Annotated in this window: 10 protein-coding genes; 9 read left to right on the forward strand and 1 reads right to left on the reverse strand. The window is 58.7% G+C overall.

The genetic code is table 11. From position 1 onward, the window contains the following. The first annotated feature begins 602 nt into the window (after positions 1–602). Both VEG30_07760 and VEG30_07765 read left to right on the forward strand, forming a co-directional pair. Positions 603–2,876, forward strand: a complete 2,274-nt coding sequence (locus VEG30_07760; protein ID HXZ79808.1) for a hypothetical protein — start codon at positions 603–605, stop codon at positions 2,874–2,876. Positions 2,877–2,969: 93 nt separating this feature from the next. Continuing rightward, positions 2,970–4,829 carry a S41 family peptidase gene (locus VEG30_07765; GenBank protein ID HXZ79809.1) on the forward strand — a complete coding sequence of 620 codons (1,860 nt, stop codon included), beginning with the start codon at positions 2,970–2,972 and terminating at the stop codon, positions 4,827–4,829. Between the two features lie 5 nt (positions 4,830–4,834). On the opposite strand, the gene VEG30_07770 is transcribed toward VEG30_07765, so the two are convergent. Next, complete coding sequence (locus VEG30_07770; protein HXZ79810.1) at positions 4,835–6,703, reverse strand: energy transducer TonB; 1,869 nt, start codon at positions 6,701–6,703, stop codon at positions 4,835–4,837. Positions 6,704–6,989: 286 nt separating this feature from the next. Between VEG30_07770 and VEG30_07775 the strand changes: the two genes are divergently transcribed. The 7 genes from VEG30_07775 to VEG30_07805 all read left to right on the forward strand — a co-directional run bounded on the left by VEG30_07775 (position 6,990) and on the right by VEG30_07805 (position 18,032). Continuing rightward, positions 6,990–7,478: a hypothetical protein gene (locus tag VEG30_07775; GenBank protein HXZ79811.1), complete on the forward strand. Its 489-nt coding sequence runs from the start codon at positions 6,990–6,992 to the stop codon at positions 7,476–7,478. Positions 7,479–7,697: 219 nt separating this feature from the next. After that, a complete protein-coding gene (locus VEG30_07780; GenBank protein HXZ79812.1) occupies positions 7,698–10,481 on the forward strand; it encodes a bifunctional acetate--CoA ligase family protein/GNAT family N-acetyltransferase in 2,784 nt (927 codons plus the stop codon). Between the two features lie 114 nt (positions 10,482–10,595). Beyond that, complete coding sequence (locus VEG30_07785; GenBank protein HXZ79813.1) at positions 10,596–12,038, forward strand: aldehyde dehydrogenase family protein; 1,443 nt, start codon at positions 10,596–10,598, stop codon at positions 12,036–12,038. Positions 12,039–12,340: 302 nt separating this feature from the next. Continuing rightward, entirely contained in the window at positions 12,341–13,039 is a 699-nt protein-coding gene (locus VEG30_07790) for a cytochrome c3 family protein (protein ID HXZ79814.1), read from the forward strand. A gap of 18 nt (positions 13,040–13,057) precedes the next feature. Further along, positions 13,058–16,105, forward strand: coding sequence for a TAT-variant-translocated molybdopterin oxidoreductase (locus tag VEG30_07795; protein HXZ79815.1), 3,048 nt, complete (start codon positions 13,058–13,060; stop codon positions 16,103–16,105). Then, a complete protein-coding gene (gene nrfD, locus VEG30_07800; GenBank protein HXZ79816.1) occupies positions 16,105–17,499 on the forward strand; it encodes an NrfD/PsrC family molybdoenzyme membrane anchor subunit in 1,395 nt (464 codons plus the stop codon). The genes VEG30_07795 and nrfD overlap by 1 nt, the downstream gene beginning before the upstream one ends. Then, the gene (locus VEG30_07805; protein ID HXZ79817.1) at positions 17,496–18,032 is read left to right on the forward strand and encodes a DUF3341 domain-containing protein; all 537 of its coding nucleotides are present in this window, start codon (positions 17,496–17,498) and stop codon (positions 18,030–18,032) included. Before nrfD ends, VEG30_07805 begins: the two co-directional genes overlap by 4 nt. Positions 18,033–18,064: the final 32 nt, after the last annotated feature.

The following is an 18,064-nucleotide window of genomic DNA, read 5'->3' on the forward strand; positions in this document are numbered from 1 at the left end:
GAGGAAACTTATGAGAATGAAAAAGTCAAAACTTCCTAACCGGAGAGATTTACGGTGGGCTGGATCTCGAGAAAACAAATCTCGCCTCCGGTCGAGGCGGAGCTTTTTTCTTGACATCCCTTCTTATAGAACTCATTGACCCAAAAGGTTGCCGTTCACCACCAACCGGATGGCGGACAAGAAGTGAGCACGGTCACATAGAGAATGCTTCTCCGGGCGGGTGGCCCAGGTCTCCCCGATCCGGCGAGTTGTCCTTCCCTCCAAGACTGGGGTGCCCCAGGTCTCGCGCTTTTCGAGACCTGGGCTTCTCCTTTGCCACGCTGATGCATGTCTTCTCTATCGGCCCCAGAGTATAGCCCTAAGCCGCCGGGGCGTGTCCCACTCCTTCCCGCAACCCGCGACACTGTGGGTGCCCCATCCTGAGCGCAGCGAAGGGTGGGTGGCAATCATGTCCGTCCTGAGTGTTTCCGTCTGTGCTCCCTATGCCCACTCGCACCAGTAACCTCCGTAACATGGGCAGGTTACTCGGATCGTGCTAGCCTCGCATCGTACTGCGGTTTTTGCTGAAGCTGCATCGCCCGGTTCGGGCGCCGAATCGAAAAATGTCGCCGTTCCCGTTCTTTCAACGCGAGAATCTTGGCCAGCTGGCCCGCCAGCTCGATCTCAAGGCCTACACTCCGGTGATCGAGCTGCAGGGCCTGGTGCCTGGCGTCGATAACGTCCGCTATGATGTTTTTCTGAGCCCGATTCTTACAGAGGTGGCTCGCCAGCATATCGCCCGGGTCATCGCTAAAGCCGGCAACGTCGAAGATCTAATCGTCGATCGTCGCACGCCTCTGGGCAGTCCGGCTTTCCTGTCGCGGACACAAAAGCCTGCTCCAGCGCCCGATGTGTCCGAATTCAAACGCCGCCTCACCGAGTTGCATGTCGCGTCACTCAACCGCTCCAAGGCGGAGAATAACGTTTCGCTCGATCTGCTGTTCCGCATCGCAATCCTGAAGTTTCTGCGTAGCGAGCTGGGGGAGCAGTGCTCCTCCATCCTGGAGAAACTGCGCACCCGCGCCAACACCTACGACGGCCCTCGCCAGACAAACAATAGCGCGGTTCAGTCGCGGGAACGCTGTGCCGCATTTCAACGGAATAAGAAGAGCATTCTCTGCCGAGCCGGCGAGGAAATCTTCCACACTCTGCGCGAAATCGAAAAGGAAACCCTGCTGCGCATGCGGCGCTCGCTGTTTGGCTCCGCTGACTTTGTGGGATACGACCTTTTCATCAATCACCTAGTCTTCACGGAAAACGGACGCGACGATCAAGTGAATGCCGAGCACTACGTGATGCTGGGCAACTTCGAGCGCGATCCCGACCGCTTCCACCGTTTGCTGGCAATTGCTGTGGATTATCTGAAGTCCATGGAGATCGGCTCCGACGAACAGGAGCTGATCCCCATTTTGAGTGTTCCCGAAAATGCCCACGACCTGGTAGGCAATGGCGTCCCTGACGAGGACACTCACGAAGGCCGCTTGCAGAAAGCACTGCTGGAAACGTGGACTGAGTGCCTGGAACGCGAAGGCGTTCTCAATCACGTGATCGCTGCTTACGATACCGTGCCATTGCTGGCTGAGTACTCACCTACGATCAATCCCCAGCAGCTCAAAAATGCGCTGATCTGGCGGCAGGAGCGCCAGCGGGTGGAGAAGTTGCTGGAGGAGCAGGGAAAACTCTCTCCTGCAAATTTTCAGGCGGCAGTGAAACGCTTCGCCAATTATCGCGGATCAGACCGCGCCAAATTTGGCGGGCGTTTCTTGCGCGACTTCATGCGCTATCACCGCGACCTCCGCCGTCTGGAAACCTTGCTGGCAGCGATGGAGGGCATCTCTCTGCTGACCAGCGAAAAACTGCGCAGCCTGTCCGAGATCAACAGCACGCTATACGAATTTCCGCTTCCAGAAGAGCAGAAGCCGGCCGAAGATCGCATCCTTCACCACATCATTCTCAAGGCCGATATTCGCGATTCCACCACGCTTACGCGCACGCTATTTGAACGCGGTCTGAATCCGGCTTCGTATTTCAGCTTGAATTTCTACGACCCGGTCAACAAGCTTTTGCCGAAATATCAGGCCACCAAGGTTTTCATCGAAGGCGATGCCGTCATCCTCGCCTTGTTCGAGCGGGAAGGCGGCGAGGGCTTTGGCGTGGGCCGGACCTGCGCCCTGGCGCGCGAAATGAGTACCCTGGTGCGCGCCTACAATGCCCAGTCGGAGAAGTCCGGACTGCCCACCCTGGAACTGGGAATCGGAATCTCCTATCAGGATGCCGCGCCCATGTATCTGATGGACGGCCAGTCCCGAATCATGATTTCCAAAGCACTCAATGAGAGCGACAGGCTCTCTTCCTGCAATCGCGGGGCGCGCAAAATCCTGGAGGGTTCGGAGACGCTGTTCAACGTTTTTTGCTTCCAAACGGTGGACGACGAGGATACTGGCGGGAACCCCGACGAGTTCCTCATGCGCTACAACATCGGTGGGATTCACATGAGCGAACCCGCCTACCGTAAGCTGCGCCAGGAGATCTCGCTGCAGCCCATAGAAATGGAACTACCCACGCTCTGGGAGAACGAACCCGTAACCCTCCATACAGGCCTGGTATCCGTAGGTCAGAGCTTTCATCGCCTGGTGATCCGCGAGGGAAGCATCGCCCGCATCGGGGCGCAGGGATTTTCGCTCAAGAAGTGGACCGACCGCCGCTACTACGAGGTCTGCACTCACGAGGACATCTATAAGCTGGTCGAACTGTGGCTGCGCAACAAAGGCGAAGCAGAGGGAATCGGTATGTTCACCTCCCAGGCTGAATCTCGCCCGGTTACCGCGTTGCGGTAGCGATTACCCTTCAACTCTGGCGAACAAAGCAGTTGCATTTCGTCGCGCACCGTAAAATGGCTGCTTGCTTCTGGTCCAAAGGGGGACAAGCGGGTGCGACGAATATTCCTTATCTGCATCTGCATGTTGATCGGCCTGGCGGGATCGGCTCGAGGTCAAAGCAGCAAAACAACACCGCCGGGCAGTTTTGATCCCGCGCCATGGGTGGAGGACTTCCATCAGCTACTGCGCGAAATGTCTTCGCACTATGCCAATCTGGAGTGGGCGATCCAGGAACGACATATGGATCTGCCCCAACTGCGCCAGCAGACGGAAGCAAAACTCGGCGAGGCCAGGAACGAAGAAGATGCCCGCCGAATCCTGAATCAGTTTGTGGAGAGCTTTGGCGACGGCCATCTGCAAATTCGTTGGCCTAAGGCGCAAGAGAGTAAGCCTGCAAGTTCAACATCTGGGCAGGGTCTTTGTGCCCGCCTTGACTATAACGAACATCTCTCGCCCGGGCTGGACTTTTCGCTCCTTTCCTCCTTTACACCTCTCGACAGCGAAGACGCCAGAGTGTTCCCCAGCGGAATTCTGCGCCTGCCCAGCGCCAAGGCCATTGGCGTTCTCAGGATTGGATTGTTCAGCGAACATGCCTACCCGGAAGTTTGTGAGCGCGCGGTTCGAAAACTGAATCTCGATGAGTCGAAGGATTGCGACGAAAAATGCAGCGACAGACTGCAGTTGGAGACTGGCAATCTCCTTACGGCGGCTCTAGCGAGACAGGAGATTGTGTTCCGGAAGGCAGGCGCTACTGCGGTTTTAATAGACATTGCGCGCAATGGCGGTGGCTCGGATTGGGTCGATGCAACACTAGGTTCCCTGAGTGCCGTTGCACTGAGCAATTCCCCTGGAGCGTTCATAAAACACGAGCATTGGACAAAGCAGCTGCAAGAACGTTTGCAGGAAGTGGAAGCCGATAGGAGAAAGAGTCCTAAGCCGAACGCGTCGCTAGAAGATGCTGCCGCGTGTTTGCGGAAAGCCATCGCGGAGAGCCGGCAACCTTGCGATCGGACAAACGTTTGGTACACGGGAAAGAGCAATTGCTCTCTCCTGGTCAAGGGCTGCTCGTACAAGTCGCCGACTCAATACGACTACAGCGAGTCAGCAGACAGGCTTCCGATGTATGTTGTTGTCGATCACGATACCTGGTCGGCCGCCGAATACTTCGCAGCCTTGTTGCAGGACAATCATGCCGCCACCATCGTTGGCGAACTGACCGGCGGAGCCGGATGCGGCTACACCGATGGAGGAATCCCCACCAAGCTGAAAAACTCTGGCGCGGAAGTCAAAATGCCCGACTGCGTCCGGTTTCGTGCCGATGGCTCAAACGAAGTGAATGGGATCACTCCCGATGTGCTCGTGCCCTGGGCGCGTCGCGATTCGCCATACCAGCGAGTGAAGAAGCTGCAGTCGGCTGTGGAGCGCTGCTGCTCGCAGTCGGCCGACAGCCCGGTTGTCGGCCAACTCACATCGCAGACTGTTGTACGTCTTCCGCCAACAGCGTTTCCAACGCTCCCCGGCAATATAACCAAGGAACTCCAAACCCGCGGCTGCACCATTCCGCAACCGTCAACCGGTAAGCCAGAGAACGTCATTCGCGGAGAATTCGCCAAGCCTGGGCAAAGAGATTGGGCGGTCTTATGTTCTATGAATGGATTTCTCTCGATCTTCGTCTTCTGGAACGGCTCAGAAACCGACACCGCCGAAGTTTACAGATGGGAGCCAAGCGATCTCTACTATTCCATCGAGCCCGTCGGTGAGAAATACATCATGGATCACTATCGCGCGTACGGCGGGCCGCAGCCACCACCAATAGATCATCAGGGAGTCGATCTCGGAATAGATGGAAAGGCTTCTGAGGTCTTCTATTACTACCAAGGCCAATGGCTAAAGCTGCAGGGAGCCGACTAAAGCAATCAGAAGGGCATCCTTCCTGCCTTGAAGGGAATGAACACCACCGCCTCCAGGTCCACGGCCTCGCCATTCTTAGTTCCGGGGTGGAAATGCCAGCGCGCCAGAGCGGTGCGCGCGTTCTCGTCCAGGCGGCGGTCCACGCCGCGCAGCACCCGCACGTCATCCACGCTGCCATCCTTGCGGATCACCGCATAGAGCGTCACCGTACCTTCCACGAATTCGCGCTGCAGTTCCGGCGGATATTTAGGATCAACCTTCTGTAGCGCGATTGGCGCCGTCACCTCGCCTCCGCGGTGGTCGTCCTGGAGTTGGGCAAAGCGCACGATCCAGCTCCCGCCGGACGACGTGAGGTTGGGCATGTTCAGCGCCATCGTGTAGTACTTTCGGCCGGAAAAGACTCGGTCTTCGATTTTTCCCGGGCCATCGATGATCGGCCCACGCGTCGTGTCTGTCACCTTGGGACGCGAGATTGAAGCCATCAGGGTTTTTTCCTCTGGCTTCTCGGCGGACGTTGCAGAAGGTGCTCCCGCCACCACAGCGGCGCCTGCGGGCGGGCTCTTGGGATCGCCACCAACAAAAATTCCAGCAGGTGCGTTTGCGCTCGATCCCGATCCCGGCTCGGCCTTACCGGTTCCGGTTCCGCCTCCGTTCGCACCCTTGGTGCCGCCGCCTTTGATCTCCGGCGTGCCTGACGCATCGGGCTTGCCTTGCGGCGTGGCAGCAAACTCACCCGAGCGTCTCCCGGCAGGCACCTCTATCGGTCCGCTCACGGTTGCGGGATGCAGATTCAGAGCGATCAACTGTCCCGCAGCAGACCCAGCCGCCAAGGCTCCGATTGAAGGAGGAGGAGGCACTGCAGCCGATGCCTGTCCTGAGCCACCTCGCCCGGCACCACCCGCAGCTCTAACAGCGGACTCGCCGGTCTTCCCGGGCGCACCGTTCACTGCCACCGACCGCTGCTCGGCAACCACGAGTTTTGGCGCGGCCACATTCGCCTCGAATTTGCCGACGTTCATCGCGCCCAGCGATCGCACTCCGCTATCGACTGCGGGAGGCGGCTCGATCACCGCTGGCGTGGGCGCCGCGATTTGCCGCGATTGTGTTTTCAGTTGATCCAGCGACGGAGGCGCCTCTACCACCGGCACCGCTGGAAGGTCCAGCTTGCGCGTCGACTTCGACTGATCGATCGCCGGAGGCGGCTCGATGACCGCTACTTTTCCGGGCTGCAGTCCCGCCATACGCTGCAGCTCGCGCCGGATGGGATCAGGTGGCGGCGGTATCACCGAGGCCGGCATCGCCGGCAGGGTAAGGGCGTTGGCTCGCGTCGCCACCGCTGTTGGCACGGGGGCCGGCGTGGAATTCCAGGCGACGATATTCGGCAATGGGACGTTCTTTGGCAGCTTCACATCGGGTGGCGTGATGATCGTCTGCTCACGATTATCGCGATGCAAAGGCAGGGAGATGATCGGCTGCTTGGCATACACGGGATCGCCTTTCTTCTCCTCTTTAGCGGGAGCGCTGCCGGTATCGATGGGCGGCAGATATTCGGAGACGGAGTAGTACACGATCTTGTCATGAAGCGGAAGCGCGGGGTTGCGCCGCCACAGCAGCCCGGCCCAGGATTCGGTGAGTCCCCAGAGAGCGACCACGACGAAGATGTGCAGCAGGGCCGACTGGCGTAAACGCGTCCAGGGGATTCCCCGCTGGACAAAAACGTCGGGCCAGAATTCGGCAGGGGGCGAGGTGACCACAACGGACCGCGGCTTGCGGCGCAAAAGAAAGTCACCTAAGTTAGAGAGGAAAACCTTCCGCCACGAGGGCAGCTCAACCAACAATTGCGGACCCGTCCCCACCTCTTCTGACCCATTCAAATCGGAAATCCTGCCAGGGTGGGACGACATTAAAGCACCAGGGTTAGCTGGATTATACGCGCCTTCGTGATCACGTCACCTCGCGCCGGTTGACGCGGCAGATTTTGAAACTGGCAGGTCCCCCAGGTTCGCGCCGTGCAGTTCCCCGCTAACCTGGGTGGGCAGATTATCCGGTGCGTGGGTGCCGGGTCTTGCGCGGAACAGACTCAAGAGTCCCGGGAGGGATGACAGAGCGGCGCATCAAATCTTTGCCTGCCGTGTTCTAATTGTGCAGGAAATCCTTTCCATGAAACATTTTTTGGCTGCAATTTGCCTGCTGGCAGCGATGACTGCCCTGGCACAAAACCAATCTCCGCCTCCGGCCGTGGACCTCGATGATGGTGTCTCCGGCATGTACACCTTCCTGCGCGAAGGCGAATTCGTGGAAGTCGATCTCGAGGACAAAGTCCACATCACCGGCTTCGTTTCCCGCTACGGCGAGAGCGACAGCGATCGCGGTGCATTTCTCGATCATATGATCGACAAGGGAGAGTTCGACCGTCCCAACATGCACTGGATCACCAAGCCCATTCACGGTGTTTGGTTCGAATTCAAGGGCCGGATCGAACGCGGTGAGGCCAAGTCGCCCAACCTGGAAGGCTACCGCGTCTTGAAGGGCACGCTCACCGAGTACACCACCGACGACAATAAGAAGACTTCCGCCCGCTCCCGCGAAGTCACCTTTAAGTCTTTTCCTCAGGACGCCTTGGTGACACCGGCCAAGAATAAGGACTAAATCAGTCTTTTCATCTCGGACACGCTTGAGGCAGCCCAGCTTGAGCCGATCAGCAGGCGGCCTGCTGGCGAAATCCCAAGCGGCGGCGAGGGACCTGCTTTTCCTGAAAACCAGCAACTGCTCCGCGCGCCTCTGGTCACACGTCACATCTCGCCGTGATGCTTCCCGTCTGCCCCATTCCCCGCCCCTGCTATGCTCTTTCGCAGGGAGGAGGCCGCCATGGATTCGGCTGCCCGCGCACTCTCCAAGCCTGGTGCATCCAAACCGGGTGCATCCAAACCCGGCACCGATCCCGCGCATGATGTACTGCGCGCCGAAAAGCAACCGCTGGACGCGGTGTTTGCCCCACGCAGTGTGGCCGTTATTGGAGCCACCGAGCGTCCCGCCAGTATTGGCCGCCGTGTGCTGTGGGCCTTGCTCAGCAGCCCCTTCGGCGGCACGTTCTTTCCCGTCAGCAAGGAACGCCGCAGCGTGCTGGGAATCAAGGCCTACCCATCGGTCCGCGACGTGCCCGAGGCCGTCGATCTGGCAGTGGTAGTTACTCCGGCCGCAAGTGTTCCCGGCGTGGTTGAGGAATGCGTGGCTGCTGGCGTGAAGGCCGCAATCATCATCTCGGCGGGATTTCGTGAGCATGGCGCCGAAGGCGCCGCCCTCGAGCAGCAGATCCTGGAGAAACTCCGCGGCAGCCGCATGCGGGTGATTGGTCCCAACTGCCTGGGCGTGATGAATCCGCTTACCGGCCTGAACGCCACCTTTTCCCAGACCATCGCTCTGCCCGGCAGCGTGGCGTTCATAAGTCAGAGTGGGGCATTGTGCACCGCCATTCTCGACTGGAGCCTGCACGAGATGGTCGGCTTCAGCGCATTTGTATCGGTAGGCTCGATGGTCGACGTAGGATGGGGTGATCTGATCGACTATCTCGGCAATGATCCCCGCACCCAGAGCATCGTTATTTATATGGAGAGCATCGGGAACGCGCGTTCCTTTCTCTCCGCCGCCCGCGAGGTCTCGTTAACCAAGCCGATAATTGTGATCAAGGCAGGCCGCTCCGAAGCCGCCGCCAAAGCAGCCGCTTCCCATACGGGCGCTCTCACCGGAAGCGACGAGGTACTCGACGCCGCTTTTCGCCGCAGCGGGGTTTTGCGCGTGAACAGCATTGCCGACATCTTTTACATGGCGGAAGTGCTCTCCAAGCAGCCGCGCCCCAAGGGACCGAGGCTGGCGATTCTCACCAACGCCGGCGGCCCGGGCGTGCTTGCGGCCGACGGGTTGGTGGCCAGCGGAGGCAAACTCGCCGAACTATCGCCAGCCAGCATGGAAGCTCTGAACTCGTTTTTGCCTCCGCACTGGAGTCATGGGAATCCTGTCGATGTGCTCGGTGACGCTACCCCTGATCGCTATTCCCGCGCGCTGGAAATCACGGTGAACGATCCCAATTGTGATGGCATCCTCATTCTGACTGCCCCCCAGGGTCTCAGCGAGCCCACGCAAATTGCCGAACTGCTGAAGCCGCACGCTCGCGGCACCGGAAAACCCGTTCTCGCCTGCTTTATGGGTGGCGCAGACGTTGCGGCGGGCAACGAAATTCTGAACCGCGCCGGCATTCCAACCTTTCAGTTTCCCGATACTGCTACTCGCGCATTCACCTACATGTGGAAGTACAGCTACAATCTGCGCGGCCTATATGAGACTCCGGCGCTTCCTTCTTATGCGGAAACCGGCATCGACCGCGAGACTGCCGAGAAGCGCATCCTGCAGGTTCGCGAGTCGGGTCGTACCGTGCTCACCGAAGCCGAATCCAAGCAACTGCTCGCCGACTACGGCATTCCCACCGTCAAGACTCTCATCGCCTCTACCGCCGACGAAGCCGTAGCCCGCGCCGGTCAGATTGGATATCCGGTAGTCGTGAAGCTTCACTCCTACACCGTCACCCATAAATCCGATGTCAAAGGCGTGCGCCTGAATTTGCGCGATGCCGAAGCGGTGCGCACCGCTTTCTATGGCATTCAGCGCACCGTTTGCGATCTGGTAGGTGAAGCGGCCTTTCAAGGTGTGACGGTGCAACCCATGATCTCGCGCGAGGGATTTGAATTGATCGTCGGCAGCAGCATTGACCCGCAGTTCGGTCCCGTGCTCCTGTTCGGCGCAGGCGGGCTTCTAGTGGAAATCACGCGAGACCGCGCTCTTGCCCTTCCGCCGCTGAACACCACCCTGGCGCGCCGCATGATGGAGCAGACTCGTGTCTATTCCGCCCTGCAAGGCGCACGCGGCCACGGAGGGGTCGATCTCACCGCTCTTGAAGCTCTGCTGGTTAGATTCAGCCAGTTGGTGCTCGAGCATCCGTGGATCAAGGAAATCGATATCAACCCGCTGTTGGCTTCCTCCAACGGGCTGCTCGCGCTCGATGCTCGGGTCGTGATTTTCGGACTCGATGTCACTGAGGACGACTTGCCGCGTCCCGCGATTCGGCCTTATCCCAGCCGCCATGTTGCGCCCTGGACTCTCAAGAATGGCGTGGATGTGGTGATCCGGCCCATTCGTCCGGAAGACGAGCCGCTGCTGATCCGGTTCCACGAAGAGCTCTCCGATCGCACTGTCTACCTGCGTTATTTCCAGCCGCTGAAACTCTCGCAGCGCACGGCGCACGAGCGCATGACGCGCATCTGCTTCATCGACTATGACCGCGAAATGGCGCTGGTGGCCGAGCGCCACAACCCTGCCGGCGAGCCCGAGATCATCGGCGTGGGCCGCTTGAGCAAACTGCATGGCCTCGAGGAAGCCGAGGTGGCCGTGCTGGTGAGCGACAAATTCCAGCACCAGGGCCTTGGCACCGAGTTGGTACGCCGGCTCATGCTCATCGCCCGCGAGGAAAAGCTCAAATATGTGAGCTCCACCATGCTCGGGATCAACCGCGAGATGCGCGCCATCTGCAACCGCCTGGGGTTCGCGCTGCATGTGGATCTTGAGGAAGATCTAGTCAATGCCAAGGTCACATTGAGGTAAGCTTGTGCGGGATAGGCGATCTCGCCTGTCACATCGTCTCGCCAGAAAATTTCTGTCCCCCGCTCCGCTTTGCTCATCTCACTCAAGCGCGGCAACCGGAGTTACCATATCCCTATGAGTGCCACCCTGACCGCAACCAAGCCCCACGGTTTTCTTCTCAATGGAAAATTCATAACCCAAGGATCACCGGTCGATATTCACGCTCCCTACGATCATCAGATCGTAGGCACCATCATCAACGGCAGCCGTACCGATGCCGTGGCCGCGATCGCTGCGGCTGAAGCGGCTTTCCGGACAACGCGAAAGCTCCCCGCATTCGAGCGCCAGCGCGTGCTGCGTGCCATCGCTCATCACCTTGCGGAACGTAAGGAAGAGTTTGCGCGCATCATGGCTATGGAAGCCGGCAAGCCTATCAAGACAGCGCGCGGGGAAGTGGAACGCTGCATCTTCACCTTCACCATCGCTGCCGAGGAGAGCACGCGCATTTACGGCGAATATCTCCCTCTCGATTTGCAGGACACAGCTACCGGGCGCTGGGCCATCGAGCGCCGTTTTCCCATCGGGGTAATCTCCGCCATTACGCCCTTCAATTTCCCGCTGAATTTGCCGGCTCACAAAATCGCTCCTGCGATTGCTGCGGGATGCACCATGGTGCTCAAGCCTGCTCCGCAGGACCCGATTGTTGCCTTGATGCTGGGGGAGATCGTGCAGCAGGTTGGCTGGCCCGATGGCGCCCTGAACGTGCTGCCGCTTAGCAATGAGGATGCCGATCCGCTGATCACCGATGATCGTCCGCGCCTGCTTACCTTCACCGGCAGCGCCGCCGCGGGCTGGCAATTAAAGCAGCGGGCCGGCAAGAAGAAGGTCGTGCTGGAGCTGGGCGGTAATGCCGGCGTGATCGTGCACAAGGACGCCGATATCAGCTTTGCCGCGCAACGTTGCGTCAGCGGCGGATTTTCCTATGCCGGGCAGAGTTGCATCTCCGTCCAGCGCATCCTGGTGGAGCGGACTGTCTTCGACAAATTCACTCAAATTTTGGTAGATGGCGCGCGCAAGCTGGTGCTGGGCGATCCGCTGGATCCAAATACCGACGTTGGCCCGATGATTCGTGAACAGGACGCGATCCGCGCCAGTGACTGGATTGAGGAGGCCACTTCTTCTGGCGCGAAACTGCTCTGCGGCGGCAAGCGCAACGGATCGATGGTCGAGCCCACTGTCCTCACCAACACCCGCCCGCAGATGCGCGTGAATTGTGAAGAGTTGTTTGCGCCCGTGGTCACCGTCGAACCCTATGATGACTTCTCGCGCGCGGTTCAGCAGATCAATGACACACCCTATGGCCTGCAGGCAGGAGTCTTCACTCGTGACGCTAATCTTCTTTTCTATGCGTATGAGGAGCTGCAGGTAGGTGGCGTGATTGCCGGCGATTCTCCCACCTTCCGCATGGATCATATGCCCTACGGTGGAACCAAGGACTCAGGGACCGGCCGCGAGGGGTTGCGCTACGCCATCCAGGACATGACCGAGCCCAAGCTGCTGGTCATGAATTTGCGCTGAAGGGGAACACTGGCTTAGAAGCCCGAGTTGTCATGCTGAGCGAGGGCCGGCGGACCATTCCGGCTCGAGCCGAAGGACCTTGCGTTTGCCTTGTGCACATTTTCAGAGAGCCCTCGTTTTCACCAGACGTAAACATTTCTTCTCCCGCCTTTCAACTCTTAAGCCACATTTCAGCCCAACCTGTTACAATCACCCGGCCTAGTGATAGCGGTCACGCCCTATATGTGCAGTCTCCGAAACTCGTAACCTGCCCGCGGAATCCCAGCCGGCTTCCGTGGCTGACAACTTGAATCGGTACTGACATGCCCCAGATCTTCCATCGCAGTACTAATACGTTTTCCCGCTTTTCGATAGTGGTGGCGTTGCTTTCGGTGACCGCATTTTTCTTCGCCGCCGCTGAGATGCAGAGCGCTCCTTATCTCAGTTGGCGTGGAGTGATTCGTACCCAGCCCGTCCCTTTCAGTCACAAGCATCACGCTGGCGGGTTGGGCATCGACTGCCGCTACTGCCACACCTCGGTGGAGGTGTCCGGCTACGCCGGTCTTCCTCCTACCAAGACCTGCATGAACTGCCACTCGCAGATATGGACCAACGCCGCTTTGCTAGAACCGGTGCGAGAGAGCTTCCGCTCCGGCAACTCCATCAACTGGACCAAGGTGAACTACATCCCCGACTTCGTGTACTTCGACCATAGCATTCACATTAACAAGGGGGTCGGCTGCAATAGCTGCCACGGTCCAGTGGACCAGATGGCGCTGATGTACCAGGACTCCACTATGCAGATGGAGTGGTGCCTCAGCTGCCATCGCGGGCCGGAAAAGTTTCTGCGCCCCCGCGGCGAGCAATTCAACATGAGATATCAGCAGCCGACACCGTCAAACCCGGTGAAATACGACGGCCAGACTTTCACTGAGCAACTTCAGCTGGGGAGCTATCTGGCCAAAAAGTACCACGTGCGTACGCCCCCGGAGATCACCAGCTGTAGCACCTGTCATCGTTAATTCGACAGAACGGAGAAAATGGAACTCGTAAACATCAAGAACGGCAGCGACCGGGTGCAGGAAAAAGGCCTGCGCCTGGAAGACGTGCAAGCGAAGCTGGCCCGCGCGCGGGGTCCAGAGTATTGGCGTAGCCTGGAGGAATTGGCGGAGACCAAGGCATTTCGCGACATGCTGCATCGCGAATTTCCGCGCCAGGCAGGGGAATGGATCGGTGATGACGTTTCGCGGCGTAATTTTTTGCAACTGATGAGCGCCTCGCTGGCGCTAGCCGGGTTGACCAGTTGCACTAAGATTCCCACCCAGGTGATCGTGCCGTATGTGCGGCAGCCGGAAGAAATAATCCTGGGCAAATCGATGTTCTATGCTACGGCCATGCCGCTGAGCGGCTACGGCCAGCCGGTGCTGGTTCGTAGTCACGAAGGCCGTCCGACGAAGATCGAAGGCAATCCTGAGCATCCCGCCAGCCGCGGCGCCACCGACATCTTTGCGCAAGCTTCCATTCTTGATCTCTACGATCCTGACCGTACCCAGACGAATCTCTATCGTGGTGAGGTTCGAACCTGGGCGTCGTTCGTTGGAGCAGTGCAGGGTCCTCTGGCCGCGCAAAAAGCTATTAATGGTGCGGGCCTTCGTCTGTTGACCCAGGCAACTTCCTCGCCCACTCTCGCCAGTCAGATCAAGGGCCTACAACAGAAATTCCCCAGCATGAAATGGCACCAGTGGGAACCGCTGAATCGGGACGCCGCGCGCGCCGGCGCGCAAATGGCGTTCGGCGAGCCCGTCGAGTCGAGATATCAGCTGGCAAAAGCAGACGTCATCGTGTCGCTTGACGCAGACTTCCTCTACGCTGGCTTCCCGGGCTTCTTGAACTACGCCGCCGATTGGGCCAGCCGCCGCGACCCCGACGGACAGGAGGGAATGAACCGCCTCTACGTTATCGAGAGCACTCCCTCCACCACTGGCTTTAAGGCCGATCATCGGTTGGCGGTGAAGCCCTCGGAAGTCGAGCAGTATGCCCGCGCGCTGGCAACTCGACTTGGCATCAGCGCCGGCGGAAATGTCCGACCCGAGCACAGCAAGTGGATGGATGCTGTCGTTAAAGACCTGCAGGCGCACCATGGCAAAGCAGTCGTGATCGCCGGGGAAACACAGTCGGCCGCGGTGCACGCGCTGGCTCACGCCATCAACGATTCTCTCGGTGCTGTCGGCAACACCGTCGAATATACCGATCCGGTAATTGCGAATCCCGTGGATCAAACCGCTTCGCTCAAGGAGTTGCTGGGCGATATCAGTGGCGGCAAGGTCGATATGCTGCTGATCCTAGGTGGCAATCCGGTGTACGACGCCCCAGCGGATTTCGATTTTCCGGCATTGCTGGCCAGAGTACCCCTGAAGATACATTACGGTCTCTACGCTAACGAGACCGCTGTTGCCTGCGACTGGCATCTGAATGCGGCGCATTATCTGGAATCGTGGAGCGACACGCGTGCCTATAACGGGATGGTCAGCATCATCCAGCCGCTAATTGCCCCGCTTTACGCCGGACACACCGCGCATGAGGTGCTTGCGTTGATGAACGGTCAGGCGGACGCCAGCGGCTACGATCTTCTCCGCGATTACTGGAAATCGCAGAATAAGGGCGGAGACTTCGAATCCAACTGGCGCCACTGGTTGCACGATGGATTCATCGCCGACAGCGAGTTCCGGCCGAAGAACGTGGGGGTTAAGGCACGGGATTTCGGCGCTTCCCAGACGCAGAGCAAGGCGGGTACGGAGATCGTCATCCGCCGCGATCCTTCGATTTACGATGGGCGCTTCGCCAACAATGGCTGGCTGCAGGAATTGCCCAAGCCCCTTACCAAGCTTACCTGGGACAATCCTGCGTTAATCAGTCCCAACACTGCCCGGCAACTTGGTGTGCAAGCCAGCCAGGATGCCGACATCGTGGAAGTCGAATACCGTGGCCGCAAGTTGCGCGTTCCGGTATGGGTGCAAGCAGGGCAACCGGACGACACGGTAACGCTCTTTCTCGGTTACGGGCGTTCGCGGGCCGGGCGCATAACTACCGGTCGGGGATTCAACGCTTATTCGCTCAGGTTTTCTGACGAGCCCTTGTTTGGGGTAGGAGCAAAACTCACCCGAATCGGCGAGACCTACCGCCTCGCTTCCACCCAGGGATATCAGAACATCGAGGGACGAAACACCGTCCGTAGCGCCACTATTGCAACTTACAAGCAAAACCCCGATTTCGCGCATGCGCATACCGAGGCCCCAACCGAGAATATGTATCCCGAGTATCCGCACCCAATGCAAAGCGCGAACGGAGCGGAAGCCTACGTCTGGGGCATGAGCATCGATCTGGGGGCCTGCGTCGGATGCAATGCTTGCATCATCGCCTGCCAGGCGGAAAACAACATTCCGGTAGTCGGAAAGCAGCAGGTGATCATGGGCCGCCACATGCACTGGATCCGCGTGGACGGCTACTACCAGGGTGATCCCTCCAGTCCGCGGATGTACTACGAGCCGGTGCCTTGTCAGCAATGTGAGAACGCTCCTTGCGAGCTGGTCTGTCCGGTCGGAGCTACGGTGCACAGCACCGAAGGCTTGAACGATATGGTGTACAACCGCTGCGTCGGTACGCGTTACTGTTCAAATAACTGTCCCTACAAGGTCCGACGTTTCAATTTTCTGCTGTTCCAGGACTGGGATACCCCGCAACTGAAGCTGGTGCGCAATCCTGAAGTCTCGGTGCGCTCACGTGGCGTGATGGAAAAGTGTACCTATTGTGTGCAGCGTATTACTCACAGCCGTATTCACGCGGAAGAAGAGAACCGGCGGATTCGCGACGGCGAGATTCAAACCGCCTGTCAGGAAGTTTGCCCCGCAAGCGCCATCCAGTTTGGCGACATCAACGATTCCAATACCCTGATTTCTGGTTTGAAGAAGGGTCCGCGCAATTACGGATTGCTGGAAGAAATCAACACCCGGCCTCGGACTAGTTATTTAGCTGCTGTGATTAACCCCAACCCCGAGATTCCCGTGTCGCAGCCGGAGCAGAATTTCTGATGGCAGACAAGCCCCAAATCGACGAGATGGAGCCGGGTTCGCGGCCGCCGATTGTTGGCCCGCACACCTTCGCCAGCATCACCGATAAGATCAGCGCCATCGTGCTCACTCGCGAGACCCCTCTGGGCTGGTTCGCTGCCGTCGGGCTCACAGGCTTGCTGACGATGATGCTGACCTACGCCATCGCCTACCTGTTCTATCGCGGCGTAGGCATCTGGGGCATCAATATTCCGATTGGGTGGGGTTTCGCCATCGTCAACTTCGTATGGTGGATCGGAATCGGACACGCTGGGACGCTGATCTCCGCCATCCTCCTGCTTCTGCGTCAGCGGTGGCGCAATTCCATCAACCGTTTTGCTGAAGCCATGACGCTGTTTGCAGTCATGTGCGCGGGAGTGTTCCCGTTGCTGCACCTGGGCCGTCCCTGGCTGTTTTATTGGTTATTTCCCTATCCCAACACCATGTCGGTCTGGCCGCAGTTCCGGAGCCCGCTGGTGTGGGACGTCTTCGCGGTCTCGACTTATTTCACTATTTCATTGGTCTTCTGGTTCATCGGACTGGTACCTGATCTGGCCACTCTGCGCGACGGCGCACAAAATCCAGTCGCCCGCTTTATCTATGGCATTCTCGCCATGGGATGGCGTGGCTCCGCGCGTCACTGGCACCGTTATGAGACGGCCTATCTCCTGCTGGCCGGTCTCGCTACGCCGCTGGTGCTCTCGGTGCATACGGTTGTCAGTTTCGACTTCACCATCGGCATTGTTCCCGGCTGGCACTCGACTATCTTCCCCCCATACTTCGTTGCTGGCGCCATCTACTCCGGCTTTGCCATGGTGCTGCTGCTGGCGATTCCCATCCGTTCCGTCTATCACCTCGAAGACGTCATCACCGATCAGCACCTCGAAAATTGCGCCAAGGTGATGCTCGCCACCGGTCTCATCGTCGCCTATGGCTACATCCTTGAATTCTTCATGGCCTGGTATGCCGGCAGCACCTACGAGAAGCACATGGTCTTCAATCGCCTCTTTGGGTATTACAAGCACGAGTACTGGGCGCTGCTGACCGGCAACATCGTGCTGGTCAACTTGCTTTGGTTCAGGAAAATCCGTCGAACTCCGATGTTATTGTTCATCGTCTCCACCATGGTGCTGATTGCCATGTGGCTGGAGCGCTTCGTCATCGTCGTGATCAGCCTGTCGGAAGACTTCTTGCCCTCCAGTTGGGGCATCTACACGCCCACTCGGTGGGACTGGATGACCTACATCGGCACCATTGGCTTTTTCCTGTTTGCGTTCCTGCTCTTCATTCGCGTCCTGCCCATGATCTCGATCTTTGAAATGCGTGACCTGCTTCCGGCGGCGGAGGTCAACACCACGGAGGTCAAATCGAGATGAAGCGCAGCGGCGTGTACGGATTGATGGCTGAATTCAAGACGCCTACCGAGGTGGTGATCGCGGCTCGCAAAGCCTACTCTGAAGGCTATCGGCGCATGGATGCGTACAGCCCCTTCCCCGTCGAAGGTCTGAGCGAGGCCATCGGCTTTCACAAGGATGGTGTCGCTCTCGCGTGTCTGGTGGGGGGATTACTGGGGCTACTCTCTGCCTACGGTCTGCAGTCCTGGATCAACATAGTGGCTTACCCGCTCAACATTGGCGGGCGTCCTTATCACTCATGGCCATCGTTCATTATCGTGACCTTCGAATTGACCATTCTGATCGGCGGCCTCTCCGCCGGCATCGGCATGCTGATCATGAATGGGCTGCCCACTCCTTATCATCCGGTGTTTCACGTGCCCGAGTTTGCTCACGCCTCGCGCGACCGCTTCTTCCTATGCATCGAGTCCCGTGATCCCAAGTTCGATCTGCAGACAACTCGCCAGTTTCTCTCCGGCCTGAGTCCCCAGCAGATTGCGGAGGTGCCGTATTAAGGCCATCTTCCAATCCGCAAGAAGTTGCTGGC

This window comes from Terriglobales bacterium (genome assembly GCA_035624455.1).
GTDB lineage: Bacteria > Acidobacteriota > Terriglobia > Terriglobales > Acidobacteriaceae > DASPRM01.

Bases quoted from the DNA above. Each gene is read 5' to 3' on its own strand.
- VEG30_07760 (HXZ79808.1), top strand. From the start codon at position 603: ATGTCGCCGTTCCCGTTCTTTCAACGCGAGAATCTTGGCCAGCTGGCC.
- VEG30_07775 (HXZ79811.1), top strand. From the start codon at position 6,990: ATGAAACATTTTTTGGCTGCAATTTGCCTGCTGGCAGCGATGACTGCC.
- VEG30_07780 (HXZ79812.1), top strand. From the start codon at position 7,698: ATGGATTCGGCTGCCCGCGCACTCTCCAAGCCTGGTGCATCCAAACCG.
- VEG30_07785 (HXZ79813.1), top strand. From the start codon at position 10,596: ATGAGTGCCACCCTGACCGCAACCAAGCCCCACGGTTTTCTTCTCAAT.
- VEG30_07790 (HXZ79814.1), top strand. From the start codon at position 12,341: ATGCCCCAGATCTTCCATCGCAGTACTAATACGTTTTCCCGCTTTTCG.
- VEG30_07795 (HXZ79815.1), top strand. From the start codon at position 13,058: ATGGAACTCGTAAACATCAAGAACGGCAGCGACCGGGTGCAGGAAAAA.
- nrfD (HXZ79816.1), top strand. From the start codon at position 16,105: ATGGCAGACAAGCCCCAAATCGACGAGATGGAGCCGGGTTCGCGGCCG.
- VEG30_07805 (HXZ79817.1), top strand. From the start codon at position 17,496: ATGAAGCGCAGCGGCGTGTACGGATTGATGGCTGAATTCAAGACGCCT.